The sequence below is a fragment of the Streptomyces sp. NPDC005533 genome (assembly GCF_042871845.1).
GTDB lineage: Bacteria > Actinomycetota > Actinomycetes > Streptomycetales > Streptomycetaceae > Streptomyces.
In genome coordinates, this window is sequence record NZ_JBIAJH010000015.1 from 84,042 (window position 1) to 99,383 (window position 15,342).

General features: G+C 71.8%; 11 protein-coding genes. 5 read left to right on the top strand and 6 right to left on the bottom strand.

Features of this window, described 5'->3' with window-relative positions; all coding sequences use genetic code 11:
- The first annotated feature begins 93 nt into the window (after positions 1–93).
- On the top strand, positions 94–1,056 hold the full coding sequence (locus ACFYP3_RS17580) for a hypothetical protein (protein ID WP_388832816.1): 963 nt from the start codon (positions 94–96) through the stop codon (positions 1,054–1,056).
- On the opposite strand, the gene ACFYP3_RS17585 is transcribed toward ACFYP3_RS17580, so the two are convergent.
- Both ACFYP3_RS17585 and ACFYP3_RS17590 read right to left on the bottom strand, forming a co-directional pair.
- Positions 1,032–1,916, bottom strand: coding sequence for a pyridoxamine 5'-phosphate oxidase family protein (locus tag ACFYP3_RS17585; RefSeq protein WP_388832819.1), 885 nt, complete (start codon positions 1,914–1,916; stop codon positions 1,032–1,034). The genes ACFYP3_RS17580 and ACFYP3_RS17585 overlap by 25 nt on opposite strands.
- A 23-nt stretch (positions 1,917–1,939) precedes the next feature.
- Positions 1,940–2,398: a VOC family protein gene (locus ACFYP3_RS17590; RefSeq protein ID WP_388832821.1), complete on the bottom strand. Its 459-nt coding sequence runs from the start codon at positions 2,396–2,398 to the stop codon at positions 1,940–1,942.
- Positions 2,399–2,528: 130 nt separating this feature from the next.
- Here ACFYP3_RS17590 and ACFYP3_RS17595 point away from each other — a divergent pair, with 130 nt between their 5' ends.
- The gene (locus tag ACFYP3_RS17595) at positions 2,529–3,095 is read left to right on the top strand and encodes a CGNR zinc finger domain-containing protein (protein ID WP_388832824.1); all 567 of its coding nucleotides are present in this window, start codon (positions 2,529–2,531) and stop codon (positions 3,093–3,095) included.
- A gap of 262 nt (positions 3,096–3,357) precedes the next feature.
- Positions 3,358–6,681, top strand: coding sequence for a S8 family serine peptidase (locus ACFYP3_RS17600; RefSeq protein WP_388832827.1), 3,324 nt, complete (start codon positions 3,358–3,360; stop codon positions 6,679–6,681).
- 93 nt (positions 6,682–6,774) lie between these two features.
- On the opposite strand, the gene ACFYP3_RS17605 is transcribed toward ACFYP3_RS17600, so the two are convergent.
- Positions 6,775–8,268, bottom strand: a complete 1,494-nt coding sequence (locus tag ACFYP3_RS17605; RefSeq protein WP_388832830.1) for a M28 family metallopeptidase — start codon at positions 8,266–8,268, stop codon at positions 6,775–6,777.
- Positions 8,269–8,529: 261 nt separating this feature from the next.
- Here ACFYP3_RS17605 and ACFYP3_RS17610 point away from each other — a divergent pair, with 261 nt between their 5' ends.
- Positions 8,530–9,558 carry an aspartate-semialdehyde dehydrogenase gene (locus ACFYP3_RS17610; protein ID WP_388832833.1) on the top strand — a complete coding sequence of 343 codons (1,029 nt, stop codon included), beginning with the start codon at positions 8,530–8,532 and terminating at the stop codon, positions 9,556–9,558.
- Between the two features lie 164 nt (positions 9,559–9,722).
- Positions 9,723–12,311 carry an aminopeptidase N gene (pepN, locus tag ACFYP3_RS17615; protein WP_388832836.1) on the top strand — a complete coding sequence of 863 codons (2,589 nt, stop codon included), beginning with the start codon at positions 9,723–9,725 and terminating at the stop codon, positions 12,309–12,311.
- 181 nt (positions 12,312–12,492) lie between these two features.
- Here pepN and ACFYP3_RS17620 read toward each other — a convergent pair whose 3' ends face one another.
- Genes ACFYP3_RS17620 through ACFYP3_RS17630 form a run of 3 tightly spaced genes read right to left on the bottom strand, consistent with a single transcriptional unit; the run spans position 12,493 to position 15,303 of the window.
- Positions 12,493–13,392, bottom strand: coding sequence for a LysR family transcriptional regulator (locus ACFYP3_RS17620; protein WP_388832839.1), 900 nt, complete (start codon positions 13,390–13,392; stop codon positions 12,493–12,495).
- A 10-nt stretch (positions 13,393–13,402) separates the two neighbouring features.
- A complete protein-coding gene (locus ACFYP3_RS17625; protein WP_388832842.1) occupies positions 13,403–14,329 on the bottom strand; it encodes a DMT family transporter in 927 nt (308 codons plus the stop codon).
- A gap of 41 nt (positions 14,330–14,370) precedes the next feature.
- Positions 14,371–15,303 (bottom strand): EamA family transporter, encoded by a 933-nt coding sequence (locus ACFYP3_RS17630; RefSeq protein ID WP_388832844.1) that lies wholly within the window; start codon positions 15,301–15,303, stop codon positions 14,371–14,373.
- Between the last annotated feature and the right edge of the window lie 39 nt (positions 15,304–15,342).

A 15,342-nucleotide genomic window follows, 5' to 3' on the forward strand; every position in this document is an offset into this window, starting at 1 on the left:
GAACGCCCGTACTTTAGCCCCAGCTTGTCCGGATTTGTCGACGAGCGTGTAACAGGGGTTAGCAAGGCCATGGCCTGAGGGAATCACCGCGTCATGAACCACAACGCACCCCTCCCCCTCGCCCACCTCACCGGCAGCCGCCCCCGCGTGCTGACCCTCGCCCAGCTGCGCGAGCACGGCGTCACCGCCTCCGACGCCGCCGAGCGCCCCTGGCAGCAGATCCTGCCGGGGGTGTTCCTGCTCCACTCCGGGCCCGCGACCAGCGAGGAGCGGCTGCACGCCGCGCTGCTGTACGCGGGACGGCGCGGCGCGGGCGAGGCGATGATCACCGGGCTGGCGGCGCTCGCCCTGTACCGGTTCGCCTCCGCGCCCGCGCTGCTCGCCGTCTCGCACATCGACGTACTGGTGCCCGGGACCCGGCGGCTGCGCTCCACCGGGGACGTGCGGATCGTGCGGACGCACACCCCGCCGCGTTCGCAGGAGGTGACCGGCCTGCCGGTGGCGCCCGTCGCGCGGGCCGTCGCCGACGCGGTCGGCCAGCTCTCCGACGCCGGCACCGTACGCCGCCTGCTCAGCGAGGCCGTGCGCGGCGGGCACTGCGAACCGGCGGCCGTCGTACGGGAGCTGACGGTGGCCCGGCTGCTGAACCGGCCGCACGTGGTCGACGCGGTCGAGTCGCTCCTCGCCGAGGGCCGCGCCATCGCCGAGGACCGGCTGTACCACCTCGTACGCGGCTACGAGCTGCCCGAGCCCGTGTGGAACGTGGACCTGCGGCTGCCCGGCGGCCCGCACCTCGGCGGGGTCGACGCGTTCTGGCCCGAGCAGTCCGTGGCCCTGGAGATCGACACGCGCGCCCCGCGCCAGGGCGAGGACGAGGAGTGGTCGGAGTCCGTCCGCAAGCGGGAGACGCTGGAGCGGCTCGGGGTGACCGTCATCCACATCACCCCGCGCAAGCTCCGCGACTGGCCCGAGCAGCAGGCCGCGGTGGTCCGCACCGCCCTGACGGCGTCCGGCGACCGCGAACCCGCCGCCTACCTGGTGGTGCTCCCCAGGTGAGGCGAGTACTCCGGGGTGCTCCACAGCAGCCGCCCCGGATGCAGACCCTCCACCACCGATTCCACCCGGAACCGGGTGCGGCGGCTCCCGTCGGCCCCGAACTCCGTCTCGGCCCGGCCGCTCAGCTGGAGGACCGCCCCGCTCTCCCAGTCCGGGAAGAGCAGCCCCGCCCGGGGGTCGACCGTCAGGTTCCCCAGGGTCAGGAACATGGCGTTGCCCGCGTAGTCCGGCCAGGCCAGCTCGGTCGGCGAGAGCACCTCGACGAAGCCGGGCAGTCCGCCCCGGTGGCTGGCGTCGACCCCGTCCGCCTCGGCGGTGGTGGCGATGAAGAAGGTGTCGGCGGCGCGGACGGCCCGTTCCTGCTCGGGGGTGAGCGCGTGCCCGCGCCGCACGACACCGGCTCCTCGCGCGACGAGCTCCAGGGGCTGCCGCCGCTGGAGGTACTTGGGGCAGTTGGCGAAGACCTGCTCGGCCCGGACCGCGAACCCGCGGGGGGTCGGCTCCAGGGTCCCGTTCAACCGCATCCGGCGCCGGGTGCGCGGGTCGAGGGAGATGGTCCCGACCCGGGTGCCCGACGTGGCGAGCGCCTCGGCGAGGGGGTCCCCGGCCGGCACCCCCGCGGCGACCGCCATCCTGTCCGGACCCGTGGCCCGGACGAAACCGGGCGGGCCGGTGAGCAGCGAGGCCCACATGCGTCCGACCCCGTCCGCGGCGCCGACGACCAGGTGCGGCTGCAGCTCCAGGAAGGCCGCGGCCACGTCCTTGATGCCCGCGCCGATCGAACGGCCGACGTGCTCGGCGAGCTCGCGCACCCCCACGCGTTCCTGCACGGTCAGTGAGCCCTGGTGGTACCGGTCCATGATGCCGCCTCCCGACCGAGTGCCTAGAAGAACCCGCAGGTCGGAGCCCCCGGGACGGGGGCGGGTGCCTTCTCGGCGCCGGCCGGTGCGGAGATCTCCAGGCGGGTGCCGTCGGGGTCGTGGAAGAAGATGCCGCCGGAGGCCCTGCCCTCGCCGTGGGCGACGACGCCGTCGTAGGCGAACTGGACGCCCAGCCCGCGCAGTCGCTCCTCGTACGCCCGGACCTCGTCCAGGGTGGCGGCGGAGAGCGCCAAGTGGTGCAGTCCCGCGGCCGCCGGGGCGTACGCGCCGTCGGCCTGCTGCCACAGCGTGAGGACGAGCTCGCCGTCCTGCCCGAGGAAGGCGAAACGGCGGTCCGCCTCTTCGCCCTCGCCCAGCGGCTCGAAGCCGAGGGCGTCCCGGTAGAAGGCGAGGGAACGGGCGAGGTCGGTGACGTTCAGACCCACGTGCCCGGTACGCAGCTTGCTGATGACAGCCGTCACGGCTGCCCCCTTTCATCGGTTCCACGACTCATCTCTAACCTTCTAAATTCACGTTAGGAGTTAGAGTTGAGAGTGTCAACCGGTCACGTACTCTTGAGGGGTTAGCGAGAGCGCGCGGAGGAGTGGCGACATGGCACTGGCGGCGTCGGATCCCCGCCCCCTGACGGGCGAGCCGGTCTCAGTGGACCTGCTGAACACGCGCTGGATGAAGGACGGCGAGGTGGCCGACCTCTTCGCCGGCGCCTTCGGGCTGACCCGGGTCGAGGGGCTCGCGATCTGGCTGCGCAGCAACGGCCTGGCCGATCGCTTCCGCGCCGACGCGGCCACCCTCGTCCACCTGCTGACCGCGCGCGAGGCACTGGCCCGCGCGGTCGCGGACCCGGCCGACGAGAGCGCCCGTACGCTGATCGACGCCGTGCTGGAACACGGACGGATCCGCGCCACCCTGACCGCCGAGGGCCCGGGCGAGCGCACCGAGTTCGAGGACCCGACCTGGGGGCCGGCCTGGACCGCGGCCCGGGACTACCTGGAACTGCTCGCCGGCACACCCGGCCGGATCCGCAGGTGCGCGTCCGGGACCTGCGTCCTGCACTTCCACGACACCTCGCGCAACGGCACCCGGCGCTGGTGCTCGATGGCCGTCTGCGGAAACCGGGCGAAGGCCTCGCGCCACTACGCGCGCACGCGCGAGCGCTGAGCACCCCGAATCTGTCACACCCGCTCTGAGACCGTTCATCACGGCAAGGCGGGAAAGTCTACAAATCAACTCTTCAGCAACCCTGGTTCGCCCCGCTGTGCCCCGGTAAGGCCGCGCTGGCGGATACTCCGCACTGGCGAGAGTCCGCCATGACAGGTCTCGGTCAATGACAACTCTCCCCAAAGAGCTGTCGCGTGAGGAAAGCTGACCGGTCATCCGGCACCGAAATCCGGACCGTATCTTTCACTTACCAGGGATGCTGATGACCCTCGAATCCCCCAGTTCCATACCCGGGGCCAGACGCGTCGCACGCGTCGCGGCCGCGGCCGGCCTGGTCGCCGCCCTCGCGGCCACCGGCGCCGCGCCCGCGTTCGCGGCGACCGGCGCGGACACCCCGGGCGCCACGCCCGCGGTCAAGTCCGCCGACCAGAAGCTCGGTTCGGCCGACGCGGAGCTGCTCCAGGAGGCCAAGGCCAAGGGTGACGCGAACGTCACCGTCATGGTCGCGACCGCCCCCGGGCAAACCAAGCAGGTCTCCGACCAGCTGGGCGCCGTCCAGGGCGCCTCGGTGGGCCGGACGTACGACAACCTCGGTTACGTGCGGGCCACCGTGCCCACCGGCAAGGCGGAGGCCGCGCTGAAGGCGGCCGCCAAGCTGTCCTCGGTGCACGGAATCGACCTGCGTCACGAGATCCAGCTGCCGGACCCGCGTCCCGACGCCAAGGGCGAGTCGGGCGCGGTCCGGAAGACCGCCGCCGAGACGTACCCGGCGCCGGACAAGAACACCCCGGCGAAGAACCCGTACAACCCGTCCTTCGAGACGGGCGCGGTCGACTTCGTCAAGCAGAACCCGCAGGCCGACGGCCGTGGCGTGACCATCGGCATCATGGACTCGGGCGTCGACCTCGGCCACCCGGCCCTGCAGAAGACCACCACCGGCGAGCGCAAGATCGTCGACTGGGTCACGGCCACCGACCCGATCACCGACGGGGACGCCACCTGGCGCGCCCAGATCACCCCGGTCACCTCCTCCGGCGGCACCTTCACCGCGGGCGGCCAGAGCTGGAAGGCCCCCGAGGGCGCCTTCCAGTGGAGCCGGTTCAGCGAGTCGATCACCGCCTCCGGTGACATGAAGGGCGACGTCAACCGGGACGGGGACACCACCGACCGGTTCGGCCTGCTCTACGACGTCGCCGCCGGCACCGTCCGCGTCGACACCGACCAGGACGGCGACTTCACGAACAACGAGCCGATGAAGCCGTACAAGGACGGCTACCAGATCGGCTATTTCGGCACGGACAACCCGGCGACCGAGGTCGCCGAGCGCATCCCGTTCGTGATCGAGATCCGCAAGGACGTCCCGATGGACCCGCTGGGCGGTGACTGGGTCGGCAAGAAGGCCGACTTCGTCAACGTCGGCATCATCGAGTCCGAGCACGGCACGCACGTCGCCGGCATCACCTCCGCCAACGGCCTCTTCGGCGGCGCGATGAACGGCGAGGCGCCCGGCGCGAAGCTCGTCTCCTCGCGCGCCTGCTCCTGGTCCGGCGGCTGCACCAACATCGCGCTGACCGAGGGCATGATCGACCTGGTCGTCAACCGCGGCGTGGACATCGTCAACATGTCCATCGGCGGTCTGCCGGCGCTGAACGACGGCAACAACGCCCGCTCGGAGCTCTACAAGAACCTCATCGACACCTACGGTGTCCAGCTCGTCATCTCGGCGGGCAACGAGGGCCCCGGTGTCAACACCATCGGCGACCCCGGTCTCGCGGACAAGGTCATCTCCGTGGGTGCCGCGGTCTCCAAGGAGACCTGGGCCGCCAACTACGGCTCCGGCGTGACCAAGAAGTACAACATGTTCCCCTTCTCCTCGCGCGGTCCGCGTGAGGACGGCGGGTTCACGCCGACCATCACCGCCCCCGGCGCGGCCATCAACACCATCCAGACCTGGCTGCCGGGCGCGCCCGTGAAGGAGGCCGGCTACACCCTGCCGGCCGGCTACGGCATGCTCCAGGGCACCTCGATGTCCTCGCCGCAGGCGGCGGGCGCCGGCGCCCTGCTGATCTCGGCCGCCAAGCAGCAGAACATCAAGCTGACCCCGGCGAGCCTGCGCGTGGCGCTCACCAGCACCGCGAAGAAGATCGACGACGTCCCGGCGCACGCCCAGGGCGCCGGCCTGATCAACGTCCCCGGCGCGTGGGAGTCCATCCAGCGCGACGCGAAGGCGAACGAGTTCACCGTCAAGGCGCCGGTCGACACCGCGATCGACCAGTTCCTGAAGACCCCGGGCTTCGGCACCGGCCTCTACGACCGCGAGGGCGGCCTCAAGGTCGGCCAGAAGAAGGTCTACGACGTCGTCGTCACCCGCACCACGGGCGTCAAGTACGGCACCCGGCACGACCTGACCTGGCGCAACAACGACGGCACCTTCAAGGTCGTCGGCGGCTACGACTACGTCACCCTGCCGCTGAACAAGCCCGTCACCATCAAGGTCGAGGCCAACGTCAAGTCGGCCGGCGTCCACAGCGGCATCCTGCAGCTGGACGACGAGACCACCGAGGGCATCGACAAGCAGATCCTGACGACCGTCGTCGCCTCCGCCCCGCTGGCGAAGCCGTCGTTCACGTTCTCGGACACCTCCTCGGTGCAGCGCAACAGCCACAAGTCGTACTTCGTCACCGTGCCGCAGGGCGCGAAGACGCTGGAGGTCGCCCTCGGCGGTCTCCAGCCGGGCAGCCAGACGCGCTTCATCTCGATCCACCCGTACGGTGTGGGCGTCGAGGACAGCGCGACCACCCAGTGCTACCCGAACTACGACAACCCGGCCAACGCCTGCCGCCCCGACCTGCGTTCGTACGCCGAACCGCAGCCGGGCGTCTGGGAGATCGAGGTCGAGTCGCGCCGTACGTCGCCGCTGCTCGACAACCCGTTCAAGCTGGACGTCTCCGTCCTCGGCGCGGGCTTCGACCCGGCGGTCAAGGTCCTCCCCGAGGTCAAGCAGGGCACCCCGGCGCCGGTCCAGTGGACCGTCAAGAACGACGCCGCGGCCATCTCCGGCGGCAAGCTCAAGGGCGGCCCGCTCGGCTCCGCGAAGGTCGCCAAGCCGACCATCGCGAACGGTGAGACCCAGACCTCCGAGGTCACCATCGGCGAGGGCGTCTCCCGCCTCGACGTCGCCATCGGCAAGGTCTCCGACACCGGTGCGGACCTCGACCTCGAGGTCTACCGGAACGGCGTCAAGGTCGGCTCCTCCGCCGACGGCGACTCCGAGGAGGCCGTGAGCCTGGTCAACCCCGCCGCGGGCACCTACACCGTCAAGGTCATCGGCTACGCGGTCCCGGCCGGCACCACCACGTACGACTACCGCGACGTGTTCTTCTCGGCCGCCCTGGGCTCCGTCCAGGTCGACGAGAGCGCCGCGGTGAACCTCGCCAACGGCGCCTCCGCGTCCGTCTCGGCGAACGTCCTGGTCAACAGCGCGGCCCCCGAGGGCCGGCAGTTCTTCGGCCAGGTCCAGCTGCTCAACGCCCGCGGCACCGCCGCCGGCACCGGCAGCGTGCAGATCGAGAAGGTCCTGCCGTAACCCGGTAGGCACCCGGGACGACAGCGGGGGCGGTGCTCGTACGAGCACCGCCCCCGCCTGTTTCCCCCCGGCCGCGCCGCGCGCCTACGCGCCCTACGCGCCCAGCGAGCGCAGCGACTCGGCGTAGGTGCCGACCGCGTGGGCGATCACGTCCAGGTTGGTGTCGAAGGCCTTGAGGTCCAGGTTCCTCAGGTCGTCGCCCGCGCCGTGGTAGTTCGGGTCGTACGGGGCCCCCGCGGTGCCGCCGTGGCGCCGGGCCTGCTCGGCGGTCTTGACGCCCTCGGCCCCGGTGAAGGTGCCGCCGGCCGGGATGCCGTTCGCGATGAAGGGGCCGTAGTCGGAGCGGCCGTCGAAGTCACTGCCCTCGTGCGGCTTGCCCTTCTTGTCGAGGAAGCCGTTGATCAGCGCCTCGATCTGCGCCGAGCCCGCCGGGCCGGCGCCCGCGCCCGTCCTGTCGGAGTCGTCGCCGTCGTAGACGAACTGCACCGGGTTCGGCGAGGCGATCATGTCGAAGTTGAGGTAGAGCGCGATGTCCTTCCTCTGCTGCGCCGACAGCTGCGCGACGTAGTGCTCCGAGCCCAGCAGGCCCAGCTCCTCCGCCGACCACCAGGCGAAGCGGACCTTGTTGGCCGGCCCCTTGCCCTTCTTGTTGGCGCCCTCTTCGGCCAGCTTCAGCGCCACCTCCAGCAGACCGGCCGAGCCGGAACCGTTGTCGTTGATGCCCGGGCCCTCGGGGACCGAGTCCAGGTGCGCGCCGACGCTCACCACGCGGTCGGAACGCCCGCCGCGGGTCTCGGCGATCACGTTGCGGGTGGTCTTCCGCACGTGCTCCTGGTCCAGGTCCAGGCGTACGCTCACCTCGCCCCGGGCGGCGGCCCCGGTCAGTGCCTCGCCGTCGGCCAGCGTGATGCCGGCGCTCGGGATGATCCCCTCGTCGGGCGAGGAGAACCCGCCCCGCACCGGGGTGGTGCCGCTGTGGTTGTAGACGATGACGCCGACGGCGCCGGCCGCGGCGGCCGCCCGCTGCTTCTCCACGAAGGTGCAGGCGCCGCGCTTGACCAGGGCGATCTTCCCGGTGAAGGCGCCCGCCGGGTAGTCGTCCGCCGTGCAGCCGGGGGTCTCGTCGACCCGTGCGAGGGCGAGCGGGGCGGCCAGGCCGCCGGTCGGGGTGGACGTGGTGAAGGTGAAGGCGGCGGTGGCCACCTCGCGGCCCCCGGCGCCGTCGGCCCCGCCGAGGACGAAGGTCTTCTCCGTCTTCGTGTGCGCCTCGTAAATGTCGAAGTCCTGGTACGCGACCTGGTACCCGGCCTTCTTCAGGGTGTCGTGCACGTAGGCGGCGGAGGCCGCGTGGCCGGGCGTGCCGGCGGCGCGGTTGCCGCCGTTGGCGTCGGCGATCTGCTGGAACCGCGCCAGGTGGCGGTAGGCGCCGCGGGCGGTGACCTCCTCCACCAGCTCCTTGGCGAGCCTGCCCTCCCGCGGGTGGGCGGCCGCCGGAGTGGCGGTGAGCAGGACGGGTGCGGCGACGGCGGCGGCCGCGAGGGCGGCGAGCGCCGGTATGGACCGGCGGCGGTGGCGGATGGCGCGCACGGTGGATCTCCCCGAGTCGGATGTTCGTTCTGCGGTCGGTCATGTCCGGAATCCGGGGCATGACCGATCGGACGCTAATCGGCTCCGACCTGGCAAAACGGATGTTCAGGGGCCCTGCAACACGGCCGCCACGGACTCGTCACACGCGTTCACGTTCAGGACACCGTCCGTTCCTCGGACAATGGATTGGACAAGGCTCGTGGGGTCGAACGCATGATGGCTCCACGCGCGCCCGCGTCGTACGTACCAAAAGGAGTCACCGTGAGGGTCGGAATCGTCGGAGCCACCGGACAGGTCGGCGGAGTCATGCGCAGCATCCTCGCCGAGCGGAAGTTCCCGGTGGACGAGCTGCGGCTGTTCGCCTCGGCCCGTTCCGCGGGCTCCACCCTCGAATGGGAGGGCCGGGAGATCACCATCGAGGACGCCTCCACGGCCGACTACGCGGGCCTGGACATCGTGCTCTTCTCCGCCGGCGGCGCCACCTCCAAGGCCCTGGCCGAGAAGGTCGCCGCGCAGGGCGCCGTCGTGATCGACAACTCCTCCGCCTGGCGCAAGGACCCCGAGGTCCCCCTCGTCGTCTCCGAGGTCAACCCGCACGCGATCAAGAACCGCCCCAAGGGCATCATCGCGAACCCGAACTGCACCACCATGGCCGCGATGCCGGTGCTGCGCCCGCTGCACGACGAGGCCGGCCTGTCCGCGCTGATCGCCACCACCTACCAGGCCGTGTCCGGCTCGGGCCTGGCCGGCGTCGCCGAGCTGCGCACCCAGGCCTGCGCGGTCTCCGAGGCCGCCGACCAGCTGACCTTCGACGGCGGCGCGGTGGACTTCCCGGAGCCGACCGTCTACAAGCGCCCCATCGCCTACAACGTCGTCCCGCTCGCGGGCTCGATCGTCGACGACGGTTCCTTCGAGACCGACGAGGAGCAGAAGCTCCGCAACGAGTCCCGCAAGATCCTGGAGATCCCGGAGCTCAAGGTCTCGGGCACCTGCGTGCGCGTGCCGGTCTTCGCCGGCCACTCCCTCCAGATCAACGCCCGCTTCGACCGCCCGATCAGCGTCGAGCGCGCCTACGAGCTCCTGGGCGACGCCCCGGGCGTCGAGCTGTCGGAGATCCCGACCCCCCTGCAGGCCGCCGGCAAGGACGCTTCGTACGTGGGCCGCATCCGCGTCGACGAGACGGTGGATAACGGCCTCGCGCTGTTCCTCTCGAACGACAACCTCCGCAAGGGCGCGGCCCTGAACGCGGTCCAGATCGCCGAGCTCGTCGCGGAGGAGCTCCGCGGCTGACGCCGCCCGTGCCACGAAGGGGAGGAAGCCCGTGCGGCTTCCTCCCCTTTCGCCGTATCCGGACGGTTTCCGCCCCCGTGTTCGCCGGTGGATTACTCCGCGCCGGTGACGCCCCCCTCGTGGAAGGATGACGGGGCAACGTCACCATCAAAGGAGATGACCGCGTGCCAGGCACGAATCTCACCCGTGAAGAGGCTCAGCAGCGGGCAAAGCTGCTCACCGTCGACTCCTACGAGATCGCACTCGATCTCAGTGGAGCGCAGGAAGGTGGCACCTACCCGTCCGTGACCACCGTGCGCTTCCAGTCGGCCGAGGCCGGGGCCGAGACCTTCATCGACCTGGTCGCACCGGCCGTGCACGAGGTCGTCCTCAACGGCCGGTCGCTGGACGTCGCGGCGGTCTTCCGGGACTCCCGCATCGCCCTGGACCACCTGGCGGCCGGGGCCAACGAGCTCCGCGTCGTCGCGGACTGCGCCTACACCAACACCGGTGAGGGCCTCCACCGCTTCGTGGACCCGGTCGACCAGCAGGCCTACCTCTACACCCAGTTCGAGGTGCCGGACGCGCGGCGGGTCTTCGCCAGCTTCGAGCAGCCCGACCTGAAGGCCACGTTCCAGTTCACCGTGACGGCCCCCGAGGGCTGGACGGTCATCTCGAACTCCCCGACGCCGGAGGCCACCGACGTCAAGGACAACGTCTGGCGCTTCGAGCCGACGCCGCGCATCTCCACGTACATCACGGCGCTCATTGTCGGCCCGTACCACGCGGTGCACAGCTCGTACGAGGGCAAGGACGGCCAGTCCGTACCGCTCGGCATCTACTGCCGTCCCTCGCTCGCCGAGTTCCTCGACGCGGACGCGATCTTCGACGTGACCCGGCAGGGCTTCGACTGGTTCCAGGAGAAGTTCGCCTACGACTACCCCTTCGCCAAGTACGACCAGCTCTTCGTCCCGGAGTTCAACGCGGGCGCGATGGAGAACGCGGGCGCGGTCACCATCCGTGACCAGTACGTCTTCCGCTCGAAGGTGACGGACGCGGCGTACGAGGTGCGCGCGGAGACGATCCTCCACGAGCTCGCGCACATGTGGTTCGGCGACCTGGTCACCATGGAGTGGTGGAACGACCTGTGGCTGAACGAGTCGTTCGCCACCTACACCTCGATCGCCTGCCAGGCGTACGCCGAGGGCTCGAAGTGGCCGCACGCGTGGACCACCTTCGCCAACTCCATGAAGACGTGGGCGTACCGGCAGGACCAGCTGCCCTCCACGCACCCGATCATGGCCGACATCCGTGACCTGGACGACGTCCTCGTCAACTTCGACGGCATCACGTACGCCAAGGGCGCCTCGGTGCTCAAGCAGCTCGTCGCCTACGTCGGCCAGGACGCCTTCTTCAAGGGCGTGCAGGCGTACTTCAAGGCGCACGCCTTCGGGAACACGCGCCTCTCCGACCTGCTGGGTGCCCTGGAGGAGACCTCCGGCCGCGACCTGACCGCCTGGTCGAAGGCGTGGCTGGAGACGGCCGGCATCAACATCCTGCGCCCGGAGATCACCACCGACGCGGACGGCCTGATCACCACCTTCGGCATCCGCCAGGAGGCGCCCGCGCTGCCCGCCGGCGCCAAGGGCGAGTCCACCCTGCGCCCGCACCGCATCGCGGTCGGCCTGTACGAGCTCCAGGACGGCGCCCTCGTGCGCACCGACCGGATCGAGCTGGACATCGACGGCGCGCTCACCACGGTGCCGGAGCTCGCCGGCCGGGCCCGCCCGGCGGTCGTCCTGCTGAACGACGACGACCTGTCGTACGCGAAGGTCCGCCTCGACGAGGAGTCCCTCGCCACGGTCACGGCGCACATCGGCGACTTCGTCGAGTCCCTGCCGCGCGCCCTCTGCTGGGCCTCCGCCTGGGACATGACGCGGGACGGCGAGCTCGCCACCCGCGACTACCTCGCGCTGGTCCTCTCGGGCATCGGCAAGGAGTCCGACATCGGCGTCGTGCAGTCGCTCCACCGCCAGGTGAAGCTGGCCGTCGACCTGTACGCCGACCCGGCGTGGCGGGAGCAGGGCCTGGCGGCCTGGACCGAGGCCACGCTGGAGCACCTGCGTGCGGCGGCGCCCGGCAGCGACCACCAGCTCGCCTGGGCCCGCGCCTTCGCGGCCACGGCCCGCACCGAGGAGCAGCTCACCCACCTGTCGGCGCTGCTGGACGGCACGGCGGAGATCGAGGGCCTGGCCGTCGACACCGAGCTGCGCTGGACGTTCCTGGAGCGGCTCGCCGCGACGGGCGTCGCCGACGAGGCGGCCATTGCGGCGGAGCTGGAGCGGGACCCCACCGCGGCCGGTGAGCGCCACGCGGCGACCGCGCGGGCGGCCCGCCCGACGGCCGAGGCCAAGGCTCAGGCGTGGGCGTCGGTGGTGGAGTCCGCGGACCTCCCCAACGCGGTGCAGGAGGCCGTGATCGGCGGCTTCGTCCAGACCGACCAGCGCGAGCTGCTGGCCCCGTACACCGCGAAGTACTTCGCGGCGGTCAAGGAGGTCTGGGACACCCGCAGCCACGAGATCGCCCAGCAGATCGCGGTGGGGCTGTACCCGACGCTCCAGGTCTCCGCGGACACGCTGGACGCGACGGACGCCTGGCTCACCGCGGCCGAGCCGAACGCCGCGCTGCGCCGCCTCGTCTCGGAGTCCCGCGCGGGCGTCGAGCGCGCGCTGAAGGCCCAGGCGGCCGACGCCGCCGCTGCCGCTCAGGTCTAGCGGGCCGCGCCCCCGCTGGGGCTCCGCCCCGGACCCCGCGCCTCAAACGCCGGCGAGGCTGTTCGTTCCAGCCCGCCCGGCGTTTGAGCGCACGGGCGGGCGGCGCACCTACGGGGTCCGGGGCGAAGCCCCGGGACACGGTGAAAGGGCGGGGCGGGGAGACGGCTCCGCGCAGCGGCGGTCAGCGTTCGGCGGCGACGGCGCGCAGGGCAGCCAGGACGTGGGCCACCGCGGGAGCGGACTCGCCGCCCCGCCGGACCGCGGCGATCACGTGCCGCGTCGGCCGGTCCCGCGACAGCACCCGTACGGCCACGCCCGACGCCCGGCTCGACACCATGCGCGGGACCAGCGCCACCCCCATCCCCGCCTCCACCATGGCCAGGATCGCCGTCCAACCGGACGCCGAGTGCGCCTGTTCCGGGACGAAGCCCGCCGCCTCGCACGCGCCGCGGGTGATCTCCGACCAGGGGCCGCTGCCCCCGTAGATCCACCGGTCGCCGGACAGGTCCGCCAGCCGGAGCCCCGCCGCGCCCGCCAGCGGATGCCCCGGCGGGAGTGCCACGTCCAGCGGGTCCTCCAGGAGCGTCACCCGGGTGAACCGGGCGTCCCGCGCGGTCGGCGCGTGCGCGGCCAGCGACAGGGCCAGGTCCACGCCCCCGGCCGACAGGAGCTCGTACGACTGCGCCGCCTCGGCCTCCCGGACCCGTACCTCCACCCCCGGACGGGTCGTGCGCAGGGCCGCCACCGCCGGGACCACGAGCGCCGGTACGGCCGTCGAGAAGGCGGCGACCCGGACCTCGCCGGCGTCCCCGGCCAGGTATCCGGCCAGCTCCGCGTCGGCCGCCTCCAGCTGCGCGAACACCGCCTCCGCGTGCCGCAGTACGAGGTGGGCCGCGTCGGTGAGGCGGACCCGTCGGCCCTCGGCCTCCAGCAGGGTCACCCCCAGCTGCCGGGCGAGGTTCGTGAGCTGCTGCGAAACGGCCGAGGGCGTCATGTGCAGCGCCTCGGCCGTCGCGGTCACGGTGCCCTGTTCGGCGAGGGCCCGCAGGATCCGCAGCTTCTTGATGTCCCACTCGGTCATGGGCCCGAACCTACCTCCGCGCACCGAGCCCGACACCGCCCAGGATCAGCGCCATGCAGAGCAGTTGCGCCGGTCCCGTGTGCTCGCCCAGGAGCAGGAAGCCGAGCCCCGCCACGCACACCGGCTGGAGGTAGTAGACGACTCCGGCGCGGGCCGCCCCGATGATCGTGATCGCCTTGTTCCAGGCGAAGAAGGCGACGGCCGAGGAGAAGACGCCGACGTACAGCAGCGGTCCGACCGTCCCGGTGGTGATCTCGAAGCCGCCCTGGACGGAGACGGAGACAGCGTAGACGGGGGCCAGCATCAGCGCGCCGAGGACGAAGGTGGTGATCAGGAAGGCCAGTCCGCCCAGTTCGGCGGGCTTGCGCTTGAGCAGGGCGCTGTACGTGGCGAAGGAGAGGGCGGCGGCGAACATCCACAGGTCGCCGGCGCCGAAGTCGAAGCCGAGGGAGCCGTCCCCGACGAGGAGCAGCACGCCGAAGGCGGCGAGCAGCATGCCGAAGGTCCGTCGCTTGCCGAGCCGTTCGCCGCCGAGGCGGGCGTAGAGCGCCATGATGACGGGCGAGGCCGCCATGATCATGCCCATGTTGGAGGCGGAGGTGGTCAGTCCGGCCTGGTGCACGAGGGTGTTGTAGAGGGCGACGCCGAACAGCGAGGCGAGGGCGACGTAGCCGAAGTGCCGCCGGATCAGTGCCCGCTGCTGCCATGCCTGGCGGGCGGCGAAGGGGGCCACGGCGACGAGGGCGATGATCCAGCGCCAGAAGACCGCCTGGACGGGCGGGACGGTCTCGGCCATGCCCCGGGTGGCGACGAAGCTGCCGGACCAGACGACCGTCGCGAGCAGCGCGAGGAGCACGCCGAGCCCGGCGGCACCCTTTCGGCCGGTGGTGCCGGGCTCGGCCTGCGAGACGGTACGGACGCGGTCCATGACGGCCACTGTGGGTCTGCTCCTCGGAGTCGGCGGGTGGTGCGCGTGCCCTACCGTCGCACCCCTTCATCCGTCAGGTCCATCGAAATGTTCTGATCGTTCTTTTCAGGAGAACTGAATGATGGGGTGGTGCGGGCGGCCGCCAGCTGACCGGCGACGGTGGCCCCGAAGGCGATCGCCATCCCGACGAGCTGCACGGGCGAGAGCGCCTGGCCGAGGGCGGCCCAGCCGATGACGGCGGCGGTGAGCGGGGAGAGCGGGCCGAGCAGGGTGACCGAGGTGGCGGTGAGCTGTCCGATGCCGCGGAACCAGAGCCAGTACGCGATCCCGGTGTTGATCAGCATCATGTAGCCGTAGCCGAGGAAGGCGCTGCCGTCGAGCGCGGGCGGGGCTCCCTCGACGAGGGCGGCCACCGGGATGATGAACAGCCCGCCGGCGGTGAGCTGCCAGCCGGTCATCGCCAGCGGGCCGACGCCCTCGGGGCGGCCCCAGCGCTTGGTCATGACGGTGCCGGCGCCCATGGAGGCGGAGGAGATCACACCGGCGACGACGCCGACGAGGTCGAGCTTCGCCTCGGCGGTCAGGACGACCATGCTCACGCCGAACGCCCCCACGACGGCGGCGAGTACGGTGCGCAGGCTCGCCCGCTCGCCGAGGAGGAGGGCGGCGAGTCCGACGACGAACAGCGGGCCGGCGGCGCCCAGTACGGCCGCGACACCGCCGGGGAGCCGGTAGGCGGAGAGGAAGAGGAGCGGGAAGAAGGCGCCGATGTTGAGGATGCCGAGGACGGCGGACTTCCACCACCACGCGCCCTTGGGCAGGGTGCGGGCCAGGGCGGTCAGCAGCAGGCCGGCGGGCAGGGCCCGCATGACCCCGGTGAACAGCGGCCGGTCGGGCGGCAGCAGTTCGGTGGCCACGGCGTAGGTGGAGCCCCAGGAGATGGGGGCGAGGGCGGTCAGGGCGACGGTGGCGAGGCGCTTCATGGCGGGTGGCTCCCCTGTCGGGTGAGGAAGGCGGGACCG

What these genes read in the sequence shown, in the direction of transcription:
- ACFYP3_RS17580 (WP_388832816.1), top strand. Translation starts at nt 94, where the DNA reads ATGAACCACAACGCACCCCTCCCCCTCGCCCACCTCACCGGCAGCCGC.
- ACFYP3_RS17585 (WP_388832819.1), bottom strand. Translation starts at nt 1,916, where the DNA reads ATGGACCGGTACCACCAGGGCTCACTGACCGTGCAGGAACGCGTGGGG.
- ACFYP3_RS17595 (WP_388832824.1), top strand. Translation starts at nt 2,529, where the DNA reads ATGGCACTGGCGGCGTCGGATCCCCGCCCCCTGACGGGCGAGCCGGTC.
- ACFYP3_RS17600 (WP_388832827.1), top strand. Translation starts at nt 3,358, where the DNA reads ATGACCCTCGAATCCCCCAGTTCCATACCCGGGGCCAGACGCGTCGCA.
- ACFYP3_RS17620 (WP_388832839.1), bottom strand. Translation starts at nt 13,392, where the DNA reads ATGACCGAGTGGGACATCAAGAAGCTGCGGATCCTGCGGGCCCTCGCC.
- ACFYP3_RS17630 (WP_388832844.1), bottom strand. Translation starts at nt 15,303, where the DNA reads ATGAAGCGCCTCGCCACCGTCGCCCTGACCGCCCTCGCCCCCATCTCC.